Below are 16482 nucleotides of genomic sequence, written 5' to 3'. Positions count from 1 at the left end.
ATGGCGGAAGAAGTTGGGCAAACGCTTAAGCGCGGGTTAAAAAACAGACATATTCAATTGATTGCACTTGGTGGGGCTGTTGGAACAGGCCTTTTTTTAGGAATTGCACAAACTATAAACATGGCAGGGCCATCTGTTTTATTAGGTTATGCAATTGGTGGATTTATTGCTTTCCTGATTATGCGTCAATTAGGAGAGATGATTGTTGAAGAACCTGTTGCTGGTTCTTTTAGTAACTTTGCTTATAAATATTGGGGCCCTTTTGCTGGTTTCTTATCTGGCTGGAACTATTGGGTAATGTTTATTTTGGTTGGTATGGCCGAGCTGACTGCTGCAGGTATTTATGTGCAATATTGGTGGGATATCCCAACCTGGATTTCAGCTGCAATCTTTTTTATCGCTATCAATCTTATCAATCTGACGAATGTACGTTTATATGGCGAAACAGAATTTTGGGTTGCAATAATCAAAGTGTTCGCAATTATTGCGATGATTATTTTTGGGTGCTATCTGTTAATTAGTGGAAAAGGTGGCCCACAAGCATCGGTATCAAATCTTTGGCAATATGGAGGATTCTTTCCTAATGGGATTACTCGATTGGTAATGGCGATGGCAGTTATTATGTTTTCTTTTGGTGGATTAGAGCTCGTTGGCATAACAGCGGCGGAAGCGGAAAATCCAACACAAAGTATTCCTAAAGCGACTAATCAAGTTGTTTATCGTATTTTAATTTTTTATATTGGTTCTTTATTTGTATTGCTCTCACTGTATCCTTGGATAAATGTAGTTAGTGGCGAAAGCCCGTTTGTGCTTATTTTTCATGACATAGGCGATAAATTTGTTTCTAATTCTTTGAATATTGTCGTTTTAATTGCAGCATTATCAGTTTATAACAGTGGAGTATATAGTAATAGTCGTATGCTTTATGGTTTAGCAAAACAAGGTAACGCCCCGCATCTTTTGAATATCGTGACTAAGCGTGGTGTGCCTATTGTCTCAATTGCTATTTCAGCTTTAGCAACATCAGGTGGTATTTTAATTAATTATTTATTAGATGGTAAAGCGCTTGAATTACTAATGTCATTGGTTGTGACAACCTTAGTAATTAATTGGATTATGATTTGTATATCTAATTTGAAATTTAGAGCGGTAAAAATAAAAGAAGGTATTGAGCCTAAATTCAAAGCATTATGGTATCCATTTGGTAATTATCTCTGTTTAATTTTTTTGTTTCTTATTTTGGTTATTATTTTACTGACTGATGGAATTCGTATTTCAGTTATTCTTATGCCATTTTGGGTTTTGTTTTTATGGATAGGATTTTTATTCACAAAGTTTAGAAAAAAAAACAGAGCGAATTGATAAAATAGTAACTAATTATCCTGGTTTAAACCAGGGTATAGGTATGAAACTTAAAAATTTATTGCCATTGCCAGCGTATCTAAGCAAAAAATACATTACCGTTATTATATGTTCCAGGAATATATGTTGCTTGAATTAAGAATTGTTTCTACTCAATAGAAGCAATCGGAAGTGGTAATGCAATCGGTATATACCAATATTCATTTCTGGCCGTGACGCTTAGTGTGAAAGCTGCTCATATACGAAATTCATCAAGCTCACTTGGTCGCCAAATTTTTTAAAATCCATATCCGACTATGGGTTGTACTTTATTATGGGAATCAGTAAAAGCCATAGCATAGATAGAATGCCAATTTTTATTTTGATCAAAGCGGTATTTTCCAATACCAAATCCCCAAGGAGTTTTATTATATCCGGAAATTTTTTTATTATCATAAGTTAATCGATTATGATAAATTAAAAAAGGTAGATAAATTTCGTACTGATGAGAATTCCAAGTTTTATTGATATTATAAGTGAATTTTTCGCTAAGAGAGAAAGGTTTATTACTTTTTGTATCAATGGGGTTAGAAGAATTAGATATTGCTATTGTATAAGCTGTAAATATGCAGCTGGAAACTAATATATTAACTTTGATAATATTAATAAATAGTTTTTGATTCATTCTAAAATGAAAAATTCAGGTATTGTCTAACAATATCTATATTCCTCTAATATGGTTAAAAATGTAGAATTAATTAAATATAATTAAATTTTTTTATTTTAGTATTGTAACTGATAATAAAGTGAAATTGAAAATAGTAAAGTAATTTACTCAATATTAAAAATAGAACTAATTATTACCGATTGATATAGGAAGTTTATAGATATAATTTTATATCAAGCTATTTTAGAATGGATAATCTTTAAGCTATTAAAATTATTGAATTAGTAATTGATATGAATAAGAGTGCCTATATATTTTTATTGTAATCTTTTTACTTTCTTGATAGAAAATAGAGGAAAATGTTTTTCGCTGTTAAATTTTTTAAAGTGACTAATAGCACTAGGATATAAAATAGTTTGTTATTGTAAATAAAGTATGTAATAGCATAAATATAAGCAGTAATAATATATTGCTTAATATCTATTTGCATTATTAAAAAATCAATTTATGGTCTCAAAGGAAAAAAATGGAAAAGATCACAGGTACGGTAAAATGGTTTAGTGAAAAAAGGGTTACACCTGAAGGTGGTGGTAACGATGTTTTTGTTCGTTATACTGCTACTTTTGGTAATGGTTATAAAACATTGATAGCAGGTCAGATGGTAGAATTTGATATTCAAGAAAGTTGTAAGGGTTCCGCTGCTAATAATGTAATAATTATTTGATTATTGCTAAGATGATAATTTATGAGCTACTCAATTGTAAAATAATTTATTTGATTGGCTATATTGATATTTTATTGACCTTGAATATAGCATGATGAGAGTTATCGCTAATAATAAATTTAATTTTTGCTACTTTGTATATTCTATGTATTATTTATTGTTATTAATAAATTTTTTGTATTATATTATTATTGTTTGCAAAATGTAAATTTTAATAAAAATACTAGTCATGTTAAATAAAAAAAATTTAATCGTCATTCATTATTTAATACTTATTGATTTAGAATTCATAATTTTCTATTTTTTCGTCATGTTGGTTTTTTGATAATATGTTACAAAAAGGAAATGTAAAACCATAATCAATAGTAAATAAGATAAAAAATTGTTATTATACATAAGATAAAGTCAATTTGATATCGAGTGTTTACTATAACGTATATGATTAAAATGCACTTAAGTAAAAAAAGAACTAATGTTTGTTAGTTAACTATAAAAATAGCACTAGCGTTAAAATAAAATTGGAGTTTTAACTATTTATAGTTAAAAAATATGGTATGAATAAGTTTATATAATTAGATAAACAATTAAGGGATAATAGTTATAGTCCCCCAGAAGTCGAGCAAGATATGGCAAGTATTGCTTGTCAGAATTAAAGGAAAGTACACATTAATTTTATATCTTAGCGCTGTTAATATCATTTTGATTAATCAGCGATTTTATAAAAATTAATGACATTAAATTTGTTTTAGTTATTTTTAAAATTCTATATTATTTTCTATTGTTAATTTCAAAATTTTTGCAAATATTGATTAGCAAAATTTTTTCTGCTAAATTTTGATAAATATTTCATATTATATAAATTGTTTTTGTTTTGTTAGTATTAATTTTAAAAAAGTACATCTATTTTTTTTGAAATAAAATTTTTAAAATTGAAATTTATAGCTTATGCTTATAATTAATAAATTAACTAAAGTGGATAATCATTGATAATGAAAATCTAGAACATACATTAGAGTCAATGGCTTATGATTTTGCTATTCAAATAGTTTCTAAAACATCTTATTCTTAGAATTCTAATGACTTATTAGCAGAATTGGCTTGAATATTACCAATGTGTATAGAAATAATTAAATTTCAGCAAGAAAGCGTAAAGCAGAAAAGTGATAAAATTTACAATGACAATAAATTTATTTTTTCATAAAGATGGTGTTATTATTTTTTAAATATAAATAAATTTAATGTTCTCTTCTTTGTAATAAAAATTTTTAACGCTAATAATTAATATTTTTCGTGCTGGCATTACCTTATTTCATTATTAATGAATATAATTTTTGTTACTAAAGTTTAAACTAATAATTTCACTTTATATGATATTTTTTATCTAATTTAGCATTTGTTTGAAATTCTATTTTTTATAAAATATCCAATCATTAAAATTAAATCTAGTATTTTGATTGATTCATCACTCTACTATACTTAGTCAGTAACACCTTTTTATAATTAATTTTCATATAATATTAAAAAATCATATAACGGGATTTTGGCATAGATTTGGGTAGTTTTGGAAAATAAGGTTTAACAACTAAGTTTGTTTTAAGTATAAGATATCCAATGTATGCTGATTTGTTTTTTTGAATCCGATATTTTCCATTCATTTTTATATTATGAAATATTTATTATAAATTTTTAGTAATTGCATTATTAGTTTATAACTTATTGGAAATAATTATGTTGATTTTTTTTGGTATTACATTACAATTGATTAATGTATTTTTTTAGATTAAATAACATTTTTACAAAATATGAAGTTATTATTACATAATATAGATTTTTTAACATTAAATTTTAATTTCAAATAGAAACTAAAATATCAGTTGATAGTCATATTTCTTCTAAATTTTTCCTGTTGTTATACTTTACTACTAATTAATTCTTTATTTTTTATGCATAAATGGCGTATATTGCTATATATGCTTCATTTACTTATGTAAAAGTTAGATGTTGAAAACAGAATATGAAATGTATTCAAAAATCTTAACTTATTGAATATATTTGCTATATTGGTTTTCATCCCGCGTTGTTATAAGCATGAAAACAACGTGTTATAAACGATGGTGATCACATGATTATGTCGTAATTGACAAACTAGTCGTGATCACTAGCTGGGGTTATTTAGCTTTTATTTGATATTTTAACTTATAACTATAAAGTAAACGGCAATGTTGCATGCATGTGCATATAAACATATTAGCTGTATAGAGGTAACTTGTGTCCACAATGAATAATACCAAAAATATCAGTTTGAATGCTTTCAAACAACCACGTTCTTTTTATTTCATTTTTTTAATTGAACTATGGGAAAGATTTGGCTTCAGTGGTTTGCAGGGGATTTTGACAATCTATCTAACTCAAATGTTAGGAATGTCTGAAGCTCAATCTTTTATATTATTTTCTGCTTTTACTGCACTGGTCTATGGTTTTGTTGCAATAGGTGGATGGTTAGGTGATAAGGTATTAGGTACAAAAAGGGTTATCATACTAGGTGCTATCGTACTTATTGTTGGTTATGCTTTTATTGCTTATTCTAGTCACGATGTTTTATTAGTGTATCTTGGATTAGCAACCATTGCTGTTGGTAATGGTTTATTTAAGGCAAATCCTTCTTCGTTACTTTCCACTTGTTATGATAAAAATGATCAGCGGCTCGATGGTGCATTTACAATGTACTACATGGCTGTCAACATCGGTTCATTATTTTCTATGTTGGCGACCCCCTGGCTGGCAAAGCACTATGGCTGGGATATTGCATTTTCATTGAGTGTAATTGGCCTGATTATTACTTTAGTTAATTTCTTAGTATGTAGAAATTGGGTTAAAAACTATGGCTCTAAACCTGATTTTCGATCAATCGAATTGTCTAAATATTTATTTACTATTATCGGTATAGTAGCACTTATTATACTATCTAATTGGTTATTGCATAATATGGCTGTGGCAAGAGCCGCCCTGGCAATTATTTCATGTTTTATTGTAATTATTTTTGTTAAGGAAACTATTGCATTAAAGGGTACCGCTCGCAGAAAAATGATTGTGGCTTTTATTTTAATGATAGAGGCAGTTGTATTTTTTGTACTATATAGTCAGATGCCAACATCATTAAATTTCTTTGCTATACACAATGTAGAGCATAATATTTTGGGTATTAGTATTGAGCCCGCGCAATACCAAGCTTTGAACCCACTTTGGATCATGCTTGCTAGTCCGATACTTGCATCGATATATAATAAAATGGGTGATAATTTACCTATGCCTTATAAATTTGCAATCGGCATGGTACTTTGTTCGACTGCATTTCTTATATTACCATTAGGCGCAAAGTTTGCGAATGAAGCAGGTATTGTTTCTGTTAAATGGTTAGTACTCTCTTATGGATTGCAAAGTATTGGTGAGTTGATGATTTCTGGCTTGGGACTAGCAATGGTTGCGCAGCTAGTACCTCAACGCTTGATGGGATTTATTATGGGTTCATGGTTTTTAACCAGCTCAGCTGCTGCTTTTATTGCAGGTTTTATTGCTTCTATGACGGCAACTCCTCAAGGTGAATCATTAAATCCTTTAGTATCATTGGGCATATATAGTGATGTTTTCATGAAGATAGGTATAGTAACAGCGGTTATTGCATTAATTATGTTACTTACGGCGCCATTACTTAATCGTATGACTCAAGTATAAATTAGATATCTTACACATAAGAAGCTATTGAAAATATGTTCAATAGCTTTTTTATTATCATAATTTCAAATAACTGAGTGCTTTTACTTTACCATGTCAATTTTAACAGAAATTTTTGGAAAGTCAGCATTGATTTGATTAAGCAATTTATTGTTAAAAATTATCGTTTTTGAGATAGTTAAATAGCATAATAACGAGCCGGATCACATATATATTACTCAAACCTTTTGGTTAAAAAATAGTTATTGATTTTAAAAAATTGCTATGTTTTTATTTGTTTTTTAATAATAAAAGGGCATGTTTATGTAGTATGAGGATCAATCTTTATATGAGCCAGTTACATTAAAAACAGAAAAACCTTGTTATGAAATCTCTGTCTGAAATTATATAATATGCCAAAAATGGAATGGTGATCTGTTTGACCTTTATTGTTGAAAATGGTTTGTCCATCGAAGGTAAGTACTATGTTAGTTATTGTCGCTATTCTATATGGCTAATGCGAATGTTTTGCCATGAATGTGGTACGCATCTTTTTTCTAAGATGTTTAAACCTGAAAGTTATTATGCCAATACTGTTTTATTTGAAAAGAGTAAAATCGTTTTTCTAGTTACTCAGTTTTATGTTGGTTGTAATCCTTTGCATTATAACCTTATTGAAAAAACGGCATTTTTTACAGAGCAACATATCCTTAATACTTAGAAATAAATTAAACCAGTTTTTGTTAGATTTATAATTCTATAATCATCAGTATCTTGGTAAAATTTTAGTTGATGGTGTTGAGGAGATTCAATGAAAATCACTGAATATAATATCAATATATCGAGGTTGTTACAGCCAACTTTGAATTTTACCCCTCTAATCTTAGTAATATTACTGGCGTTTTTTTTTAGCTAGTAAAACTTATCCGTTAGCATTATTATTATTTAGTATTAATTTAGCACAATCATCTTACTGTTTACTTGCAGCTATCTTTAGTTATTTTCTTTATTTTGTATTTATTTAGTTATTCATTAAATATTTCCAATCAGATTATTATTTTTATTTATGTTATTTTATTTATATTGGCACTATATTTATTGTCAGTTTGATTATTATTGTTCATAAATCTGCTGTCGATACTATTATTTATGTTGGAGTGCTGTTGTTATTGCTTTTAGCTTTATGTTTTGTAAATACTGAAAAAATAAAGTGCGAACAATAATATGAGTTTATATTTCAAATTATTTTATATTGATTATAAATAGTATCTTGAATAATTAATATTATTTTTTATTTTATTAACCTTCTGTTTTTAGTTATAAAATATAGTGATTGTCTAGCATAAATAAATTTATATATTAATGATAATAACATTTTCATTACTTATAAGAAGAGGGAGATTTCTTTGATCAGTGTGTTATTAGTGGAAGATAATGAGTTTATTAGATTGGGAATGCAGTCTATTTTTGATAAAACAAAAGGTATGAAAATAGCTGGGCATGTTGTCTCTTTGAATCAAGCTATACAATGGTGCCGAAAACATACGGCGGAAATTATTTTATTAAATGACAGAACAAGCGACTATGAATTAATTAAAAAATTACAAAGTTTAATTAGGATGATCCCTGATATAGGCATAATTATGCATTCTACTGAAAAGAAAAATATCTATTTAATGAAGGCGCTAGAAGCTGGAGCACGAGGTTTACTGAGTGTGAAGGCGAAAGAAAGCGATTTACTGCATGCCATTCGTGTCGTCAAATTAAAGCAAAAATATTTGCCGCCGGATATTGCACAATGGCTGGTATTGCATCAATTAGATACAGAAATGAGCAATCCTTTAAACCTTTTATCTGATCGTGAATTACAAATTATGCTTATGGTGACGCGTGGTATACCAGTTGACGAAATAGCAAAAAAGCTCAACTTAAACAAAAAACAATAAATAGCTATAGAATGTTTAGTAAACTAAAAGTGCGTAGTGATGCAGAATTAACTTATATAGCTATAACGAATGGATTGATTCAAACAGAGAGTTTTTATTATAGTGCCTGAACTATTTGAACCGAAAGTATTTTTGCAGACAGTAACCAATCAACCAGGTGTATATCGTATGTACGATACATCTGGGGTGGTTATTTATGTCGGCAAAGCTAAGGATTTAAAAAAACGGTTAGCGAGTTATTTTAGAGGACAAGTAACAAGCCGTAAAACCGAACAACTGGTTAAAAATATTGCTCAGATTGATATTACTGTAACACATACAGAAACCGAGGCTTTATTACTTGAACATAACTATATTAAACTTTATCAGCCTCGTTATAATGTTCTGCTAAGGGATGATAAATCCTATCCTTATATTTTTTTAAGTGCGTATAAACACCCACGTTTGGCTATGCATCGTGGTGCTATGAAGGCAAAGGGTGACTATTTTGGCCCATTTCCAAGTGTTCATGCTGTCAGAGAAACGCTGGCTTTATTGCAAAAGTTATTTCCATTGCGTCAGTGTGAAGACAGTGTCTATCGCAACCGATCCAGACCATGCCTCCAATATCATATTAATCGCTGTCTTGGACCATGTGTCAAGGGGATGGTTGCTGATGAAGAATATCATCAACAAGTAGAATATGTTCATTTATTCTTATCGGGTAAGGATCAGCAAGTTCTTAATCAATTAATCCAAAATATGGAGCAAGCTAGTCAAGCTCTTAAATTTGAAAATGCAGCGCGTTATCGCGATCAAATACAAGCCGTTAGAGCGGTTACAGAGCAACAATTTGTCACTGGTAATACACAAGATCTAGATGTAATTAGCGTTGCTTATTACTTAGGTATTGCTTGTGTTCAGGTGCTCTTTATTCGCCAAGGGAAAGTACTTGGTAGCCGTAGTTATTATCCAAAGATCCCTGCAAACACACAATTAAGTGAAGTTGTGCAAACATTTTTAGGTCAATTTTATTTACAGGGTAGTGAAATTCGCTCTTTACCGGCAGAAATATTATTGGATTTTTTATTACCGGAAAAAGCGCTATTTGCTAATTTATTGACTAAAATAGCGGGATGTAAAATTAATATTCAAGTGAAACCGCGAGGTATAAAAGCTAAATATTTAAAACTGGCTCGTACTAATGCAGCGACAGCATTGACAACAAAAGTTGCACAACAATCAACTATTCACCAAAGAATAGAGGTATTAGCTGACTTGCTAGGACTAGAAAAAATTTATCGCATGGAATGTTTTGACATTAGTCATACATCGGGGCAGCAAACTGTAGCATCTTGTGTTGTTTTTGATAGTAATGGGCCCTTACGTTCTGAATATCGTCGTTATAATATAATTGATATTACGCCTGGTGATGACTATGCTGCTATGTATCAGGTTTTAACGAGACGTTATGGTAAACATGTAGATGAAAATAAAGTACCGGATGTTATTTTTATTGATGGTGGCAAGGGACAACTGGCTCAAGCAATTGGTGTATTCCAGGCATTAAATGTTGATTGGGATATTACGCGACCCAAATTGATAGGGGTAGCTAAAGGACATGATCGCAAAGCTGGCTTAGAAACATTGTTTTTTAAACCTGATGGAGAAGGTCTTTCATTACCGCCTGATTCACCAGCGCTACACTTAATACAAAATATTAGTGATGAATCACATAATCACGCGATTACAGGACATCGTCAGCGTAGGGCGAAAGTTAGAAATACCAGCACCTTAGAGTCTATTAAAGGGGTCGGTCCTAAACGTCGGCAGATGCTACTTAAATATATAGGGGGCTTACAAGCTTTACGTAATGCTAGTCTTGATGAAATCGCAAAAGTGCCAACGATTTCATATGCACTAGCAGAAAAAATTCATAATGCGTTAAAGCAATAAGCGTAGTGGAATTGTAGATATATTTTATTTTGAGCAGACAATTATAGAGCATGATGCAATTAAATATTCCAACTTGGTTAACACTTTTTCGTATCATATTGATTCCGTTTTTTGTGTTATTTTTTTATTTTCCTTTTCACTGGGCGCCTTTTGTTTGTGCGTTTCTTTTTGTCATTGCTGCATTAACCGATTGGTTTGATGGTTTTCTTGCCAGATTGTGGCAGCAAACAACCAGATTTGGTGCATTTTTAGATCCGGTCGCTGATAAAATTATGGTAGTAACGGCATTAGTATTGGTGACCGAATATTATCATACTTGGTGGGTTACATTACCGACAGTGACTATGATAGCGCGTGAAATCATTATTTCCTCATTACGGGAATGGATGGCTGAGGTAGGAAAACGTAGTTGTGTAGCTGTATCTTGGATTGGAAAATTTAAAACAGCCGCCCAGATGCTCTCATTAGTTGGATTACTGTGGCATCCTAATATCAAAATTGAGGTAATTGCTATCGTAGCACTTTATTTTGCGGCTATTTTAACGTTTTGGTCTATGTTTCAATATTTATCTGGCGCCTGGAAGAATTTGAATGAAGCTTGATCGAAATGATTGAAAAACCAGCGAACGAACCGAATTAATTAATAATAGTATTGACTCAATACAGGAAACAAGTAGAATGCAGCCCATCAAAAGATGCTGGGTTTAACAAACTAACTAAGCATTGTGAGAATGCGGGAATAGCTCAGTTGGTAGAGCACGACCTTGCCAAGGTCGGGGTCGCGAGTTCGAGTCTCGTTTTCCGCTCCAATATCAGTCCTACATATAAGCTAGATTGAGTAGGGCGCGTTGGCAGAGTGGCCATGCAGCGGATTGCAAATCCGTCTACCTCGGTTCGACTCCGGGACGCGCCTCCAGAATTTAGCCCAGGTGGTGAAATAGGTAGACACAAGGGATTTAAAATCCCTCGGCTTTAAGGCTGTGCGGGTTCAATCCCCGCCCTGGGCACCATGAAATTTTCCATTGTTTATCAAAAAGTTAAGCGGTAAAAAGCTAATCACTTAAGAGTGAATTTTTGTGACTAAAATCACTTTTCAGAACACCTTCAGAAGATAAATTAAGTTAAACTGAATATTTATTCATTTTTTCTGATTACCTACGACCGGCACGACTTCTATTTTTCTATTATATCTGGCCGTCTGACCAATATTTTTATGGCCAGAAATGGCTTGCTTTTCTTGTAGTGTCCCTTCTAAATCAGATATACCTTTTGCTTTTAAATCATGAAAGGTAAAATTGAAATTCAATTCAGGGTATTTTTTAGCGGCTTCTTCTTTAGCTTTTAACCATCTACTATTAAAGCCATCTCGGGTATATAGTTTTCCATTTTCTTGATGTAAAACGTATAAACTATTAACACCTTCTTTTAACGGTAATTGTTTAGCTAATTTTATAGCTTTAGTTAATCTTTCAGACCAACCTTTTATCTGGCTTTTTCCTGTTTTCCCTTGTTTGATATAAATTCCTGCTTCCATGAGTTGATCTTTGCGTAATGCTAAAATATCTCCTTGTCGAGCACAGCAAAGATAGGCTAGTTCCATAGTGATCTGAACAATCAAAGGTGAAATAGAATATAATGAGTGATACTCTGTATCTGTAACATAACGGTCACGGACAACTTCTTTGTATTGTTTAATGCCTTTACACGGATTATGTTTTACTAATCCTCGTTCATAGCCCCATCGAAATACTCTGGACATAAAGGATTTTTCTCTGTTGGCTTGTGTTCTACTCTTTAATCCTCTTTTATCCATATATTTTCTAATATGTTCAGGTTTAATATTATCCGGATCCATTTTGCCAAAAACAGGAATAACTTTTCTGGAATATTTTTGATAATCATTCTGAGTGTCTTTCGATAATTCGATAAAATCTGCTGAATATAGAAACTGATTAATCAGCAATTCATAATTAAAAATATGTTTCTCGTCATTAACGTATTGTTCGTAATGACTCCAAACAACAGATTTATCTACATTTAGAGCACATAAACGAACTGTGCGACCATTTGGATGTTTAAACTCGTATGCAGATCTCCCACGAAATACGCGTGGAGGCATCCAATTATCATCAGGGTTTTTTCGCTTTCCAGACATAACTACATAGCTCCGAAATTTGGTTTCTCAGCAAAATTAATATCAAGTTTTTTTGAAGAGGGGTTATTGAAATGTTCCCATGTCGTTTTTGGACGACCATCAGGCCGCTTAATGAAAAAGATTCCCGCTTCTTCTAAAACTTTGCATTGTTTGGATGGTTTTTGGTAACCTGTTAGTTCTTTCATCTGTTCATCTGTAATAAACATAGAATTGTTATTCACGTTTATGTCCTCATTGAAAAACTCACAACGTAATTTTCCCTGGTGTTGGCCAGCCTTGCGCTGGTCTTTTTTAATAGCTAATCGCTTACCTTTTGGTATTACTAATTTGAGTGGGGTAAATTCAGATGGGATAATGACTATTCGCTCTAGACTACTTCTTCAATGTGTCAAGAAATACCCCAAAATACCCTAAAATAAACGATAAGTGCAGGCACTATTATAATGCCGATAACCAGTAGCTCGTGCCCACCTAAATGAATATCGCTTAATTCACCACGCTTAAATCTAATTTGCGGGTCAATGACGGCATCGGCATGGGCAAGATGTCCAACTTATCAGTTCGAAAGCAAAGGCGGCGCTGATAAAGAGTAATGTCGTGATTAATAGTTTGATGATGTCAAGTTTCATAGTTGAACCTTTGTAGAATTAGCTTACTTCTTAACGCAAATCGCTTTGGCGTTGATATCCTTGACAGTTTCAAATTCACGTTCAAACTGTTTAGCGGCGAAGTGACACATATTTTCGGTGTCAAATTCTTGGATATGAAAACTGACTACGCTACTTAATGTGTAAGGGCTGGCGTACATAGCCAAGATTAAAATCACATGCTGTTTTCTCCTTAACTAAGAAAATGCTGTTATTTCCTTTTAATTGCTTCCAGTAATAAATCCCGTATTGCCCGTTTTGAATTGCGCCTTTTCATGACCACTTCATCAAGCGTATCTTTAGCGACGATATGATGGATAAAGACAGGACGGTTATGCCCTGCTTGCGCTTGACTGTGGTGGGGCCGATACGTTCGATAATTTGCTAGTACTGCTCCAAGTCCCACCAGTGGGAGAAAAAGACCAGAATATTACCGCCGTCCTGTAAATTTAAGCCGTGTCCACAGCTTGCAGGGTGGGCAAAAAGTAACGGGACTTTGCCATTATTTCAGTCAATAAGAGGGTTTGTGGGTTGGCATCTAAATTTTTCCCTTTTGGAGACGCGTTTAAAAGTCTTTCAAGGTCATGTTTCCAGTGGTAAGCAACCAGCGCTGGCATCCCTCCTGATTCATTAACAATACTTTCCAGTGCCTGGATTTTGGCATCGTGTATCACTGTCCAGTTGTAATTGTCATCGCTATAGATAGCGCCACTGGCAATTTGAAGGTTTTTATTGTTTTTGCAGCGGCATTTAACGCTTCAATAGCGCTATCGCACAATTCAAGAAACAGTTCTTTTTCCATGGCCTGATAGTGTGCTCGCGCTTTTGCAGGTAGCGTAACGTTGATAACGTTGTGTATCGGTTCATCGATGTCAAACCAGTCAGCGGCATTAAGGGATAACGTGACATCGCTGAGTGCTAACTGAATTTGCTGATGTGCAAACCCTAAAGGCTCAAACCTGCTCCATTGTTGGCTAGGGAATTGTATACGGTTGAACCAGCAAGATGTGAACGCGTTATGGGTTCTGCCTAGCCGTTCGCCCTGGTCAATAAACCACGCTTGTCCCCATAAGTCCATCAAGCCATTAGGTGAAGGCGTACCAGTCAGATTTACCCAGCGATGAACAGATTTATGCGCTATTTTCGCGAGTGCTGCGGTGCGTTTACCGCCTTTACGTAACCGGAATGATTTTAACCGTGTGCTCTCATCGGCAATAATTGTGCCAAAAGGGGCCAACTGTCCCCAAGGATGTCAACCAGCCAGACGAGATTGTCATAGTTAACCGTAAATACGCTGGCATGGGCATTTTTGAGTGCTGCCATCCTTGCTTTGGCGTTGCCAATGATGGGTTGCACTTCGATATTGCGCAGATGGTTCCATTTAAGCGCTTCATCCAGCCAAGTGGATTGTGCGCTACCTGTAAAGGGGCTAACACCAATGTGGGTTTGGTTTCACTGCCTGATAAATAGAGATTTTCTAACGCCGTCAGCGTTGCTGCTGTTTTACCCATTCCCATCCCCACCTAAACATTTGAGCGTTTGATATCGAGCAGGTGATTGATAATAAGATTTTGGTAAAGTCGAGGTGTGAAGGTTTTTGCGATTGTCTTTTGTTCAGGCGACAATCTGGATAGTGTTGTCATGGGTATATAATCTGTTCCAGTTCTTTTTCATGGGTAGTTTGTCAGCCAAATACTGGTCATAAATTCGCTGTGCGCCTTTTCTAAGTAAAACAGGGCGATAACTAATGAAACTATTCGCACCATGTGGGCTTATTTCGTTTTGTTTTTCGGTTAAGTATTTATCCCGAGCGGTAGCGGCAACACGCCAGCGTAAATTGTTGCCGGATTTACTTTCGTTATAGAGCCAGTTTTTCGCTGCAAGATAATGATTTATCTGTTGACTGTTTACCCCGTTAAGCATTTTGCTAAATTGGGTAGGGGTCATGCCTTCTTTGAAGAGATTTTTAAGGCAATCGTTTTCGGTTTCAAGATGTTGAACCTGTACACCTAATAGTTGAACTTTTTTATGCTGCTCAGCCCATGCAATGGCGGATTCAGCAGGGTCAAGGAAATTAGGTAAGCCGAAATTTGTTGGGTCAATGGGAGCTAATTTACCCGTTCTGTAATCAATGAAAATCTGATTAACCATCAATCTGAATTTAGGCGAAATCCAGCCTGCATATTCAATCGCTAAAAGTTCATGAGCAAAAGTGCCTGGTGATGAACCACCATTAACGGCATGAATCACTTTATGAGTAGACTGCACATTTGCAGTTTGCTTACTTTTCAATAAGTTAGCCTCTAATTCTGAAATAAGTTTTTTTGCTTGTTTAGTTCGTAACCATTGGTTAGGTGCTTTGTGTTCACCTTCACCACTGGCTTTATGTAACGCGTTTATATTAAAACGGCTATTTTCGTCAGTGTAAATTTCAACACCAGCGATCATAGGAAAATTTTTATTTGGTATGTTCATTAAATTTGACATAAGGAGGATCCTTAATAATGAAATTGATGAAAGATTGCCCCCTATAGAAAGGGGCGTTAAGATTAATTAATGGCGTTCTAGGAAGTGGGTAAGCTCACCTTTGTACTAGTGGTGAGTGCGAGCGGTAATTATCCCGATTTGGTGATGATGGAATTGTTCAAAAAGCTGTTTGATTTCACTTAATACGGTATCGATATTCTCACGTTTATGTAGAAGTCGTTTAATCGTCTGCTTTTCAGCCTCATTAATAATCTGGCGTAATGACTCGGTGATGTAGTAAATCCGACTGCATTCGTCAGCCATTAAGGGGATATGCTCTACCTGAAAACGCTCTGGTGATGGCGTGCCGGTCACTTCACGTAACGCTAGCCACACCGCATTACTCCATGAACGCTCAAAACGAAAACTATTTGTTATACACCAGACTAAATGTGTTAAATTACGAATGTCTGAATGGCTAAAACGCTCTGCAGCTTTAGTTTGGGGTTGAGGAGTAGAGTTGGCGGTTTGATTAACTGTTTGTTTATCGAGGATATCCAGCACCCATTTTCTGAACTCTTTTGCTACTGGCGTATTCGCAAACATAGCGATCAGATGTGTGCCTCTTAGAGAGAAACTGCGGACATCCATGTTTATATTTCCGGTTTTTCTAACGGTCATCGATTTGATGACCGTTTTCATGTCCTGCCCAAATTCATCAAAATTACATTTGTAAAGATTACTTATCGATTTGGCATTGGAGTATTCTAATACCTTTGCGAGCACGGCAGAAGTGAACCAGATTTGCTCGTTATGGGAAATAGTTTCAAGAATAGTGTCGAATATTAAAGTATTCATAGTAATGATTTCCTTCTTAAATTAGGACAATC

General features: G+C 33.6%; 12 protein-coding genes, 3 tRNA genes and 2 pseudogenes. 10 read left to right on the top strand and 7 right to left on the bottom strand.

Annotation, left to right across the window (positions count from 1 at the left end):
- Positions 1-1362, top strand: a complete 1362-nt coding sequence (locus ARADI_RS04350) for an amino acid permease (RefSeq protein ID WP_119711245.1) — start codon at positions 1-3, stop codon at positions 1360-1362.
- A gap of 79 nt (positions 1363-1441) precedes the next feature.
- On the opposite strand, the pseudogene pagP reads toward ARADI_RS04350, so the two are convergent.
- Positions 1442-2026 (bottom strand): annotated as a pseudogene (gene pagP, locus ARADI_RS04345) (lipid IV(A) palmitoyltransferase PagP).
- A gap of 508 nt (positions 2027-2534) precedes the next feature.
- Here pagP and ARADI_RS04340 point away from each other — a divergent pair.
- The 9 genes from ARADI_RS04340 (at position 2535) to ARADI_RS04300 (ending at position 11334) form a co-directional block, all read left to right on the top strand.
- On the top strand, positions 2535-2732 hold the full coding sequence (locus ARADI_RS04340; RefSeq protein ID WP_119711244.1) for a cold shock domain-containing protein: 198 nt from the start codon (positions 2535-2537) through the stop codon (positions 2730-2732).
- 2268 nt (positions 2733-5000) lie between these two features.
- Positions 5001-6464 (top strand): dipeptide/tripeptide permease DtpA, encoded by a 1464-nt coding sequence (dtpA, locus tag ARADI_RS04335; RefSeq protein WP_439647074.1) that lies wholly within the window; start codon positions 5001-5003, stop codon positions 6462-6464.
- Positions 6465-6870: 406 nt separating this feature from the next.
- Complete coding sequence (locus ARADI_RS04330) at positions 6871-7164, top strand: GFA family protein (protein ID WP_147392351.1); 294 nt, start codon at positions 6871-6873, stop codon at positions 7162-7164.
- Between the two features lie 694 nt (positions 7165-7858).
- Entirely contained in the window at positions 7859-8389 is a 531-nt protein-coding gene (locus tag ARADI_RS04325; protein WP_238149247.1) for a response regulator, read from the top strand.
- A gap of 102 nt (positions 8390-8491) precedes the next feature.
- Positions 8492-10324 carry an excinuclease ABC subunit UvrC gene (gene uvrC / locus ARADI_RS04320; RefSeq protein WP_119711240.1) on the top strand — a complete coding sequence of 611 codons (1833 nt, stop codon included), beginning with the start codon at positions 8492-8494 and terminating at the stop codon, positions 10322-10324.
- Positions 10325-10377: 53 nt separating this feature from the next.
- Entirely contained in the window at positions 10378-10926 is a 549-nt protein-coding gene (pgsA, locus tag ARADI_RS04315) for a CDP-diacylglycerol--glycerol-3-phosphate 3-phosphatidyltransferase (RefSeq protein WP_119711622.1), read from the top strand.
- Positions 10927-11057: 131 nt separating this feature from the next.
- Positions 11058-11133: transfer RNA gene (locus ARADI_RS04310), tRNA-Gly, on the top strand.
- Positions 11134-11166: 33 nt separating this feature from the next.
- A tRNA-Cys gene (locus ARADI_RS04305) sits at positions 11167-11240 on the top strand.
- A gap of 7 nt (positions 11241-11247) precedes the next feature.
- Positions 11248-11334 (top strand) — tRNA-Leu (locus tag ARADI_RS04300).
- Between the two features lie 128 nt (positions 11335-11462).
- Here the strand turns inward: ARADI_RS04300 and ARADI_RS04295 are convergent.
- The 6 genes and pseudogenes from ARADI_RS04295 to ARADI_RS04270 all read right to left on the bottom strand — a co-directional run bounded on the left by ARADI_RS04295 (position 11463) and on the right by ARADI_RS04270 (position 16450).
- Positions 11463-12479 carry a tyrosine-type recombinase/integrase gene (locus tag ARADI_RS04295; protein ID WP_119711239.1) on the bottom strand — a complete coding sequence of 339 codons (1017 nt, stop codon included), beginning with the start codon at positions 12477-12479 and terminating at the stop codon, positions 11463-11465.
- Between the two features lie 2 nt (positions 12480-12481).
- Positions 12482-12700: a DUF4224 domain-containing protein gene (locus ARADI_RS04290; protein WP_439647073.1), complete on the bottom strand. Its 219-nt coding sequence runs from the start codon at positions 12698-12700 to the stop codon at positions 12482-12484.
- 431 nt (positions 12701-13131) lie between these two features.
- Entirely contained in the window at positions 13132-13305 is a 174-nt protein-coding gene (locus ARADI_RS04285) for a hypothetical protein (RefSeq protein WP_182853146.1), read from the bottom strand.
- 32 nt (positions 13306-13337) lie between these two features.
- Positions 13338-14769, bottom strand: a pseudogene (locus tag ARADI_RS04280) (SNF2-related protein).
- The gene (locus tag ARADI_RS04275; protein ID WP_182853077.1) at positions 14741-15613 is read right to left on the bottom strand and encodes a KilA-N domain-containing protein; all 873 of its coding nucleotides are present in this window, start codon (positions 15611-15613) and stop codon (positions 14741-14743) included. Before ARADI_RS04275 ends, ARADI_RS04280 begins: the two are co-directional and overlap by 29 nt.
- A gap of 105 nt (positions 15614-15718) precedes the next feature.
- Positions 15719-16450, bottom strand: a complete 732-nt coding sequence (locus ARADI_RS04270) for a BRO-N domain-containing protein (RefSeq protein WP_119711237.1) — start codon at positions 16448-16450, stop codon at positions 15719-15721.
- Positions 16451-16482: the final 32 nt, after the last annotated feature.

The organism is Arsenophonus endosymbiont of Aleurodicus floccissimus (assembly GCF_900343025.1).
Classification (GTDB): Bacteria; Pseudomonadota; Gammaproteobacteria; order Enterobacterales; family Enterobacteriaceae; genus Arsenophonus.
This window is presented reverse-complemented; position numbering and strand designations above follow the sequence as displayed.

Coding starts and splice junctions, on each gene's coding strand:
- ARADI_RS04275 (WP_182853077.1), bottom strand. CDS start 15,613: ATGTCAAATTTAATGAACATACCAAATAAAAATTTTCCTATGATCGCT.
- ARADI_RS04330 (WP_147392351.1), top strand. CDS start 6,871: ATGGTGATCTGTTTGACCTTTATTGTTGAAAATGGTTTGTCCATCGAA.
- ARADI_RS04350 (WP_119711245.1), top strand. CDS start 1: ATGGCGGAAGAAGTTGGGCAAACGCTTAAGCGCGGGTTAAAAAACAGA.
- ARADI_RS04295 (WP_119711239.1), bottom strand. CDS start 12,479: ATGTCTGGAAAGCGAAAAAACCCTGATGATAATTGGATGCCTCCACGC.
- ARADI_RS04270 (WP_119711237.1), bottom strand. CDS start 16,450: ATGAATACTTTAATATTCGACACTATTCTTGAAACTATTTCCCATAAC.
- ARADI_RS04340 (WP_119711244.1), top strand. CDS start 2,535: ATGGAAAAGATCACAGGTACGGTAAAATGGTTTAGTGAAAAAAGGGTT.
- pgsA (WP_119711622.1), top strand. CDS start 10,378: ATGCAATTAAATATTCCAACTTGGTTAACACTTTTTCGTATCATATTG.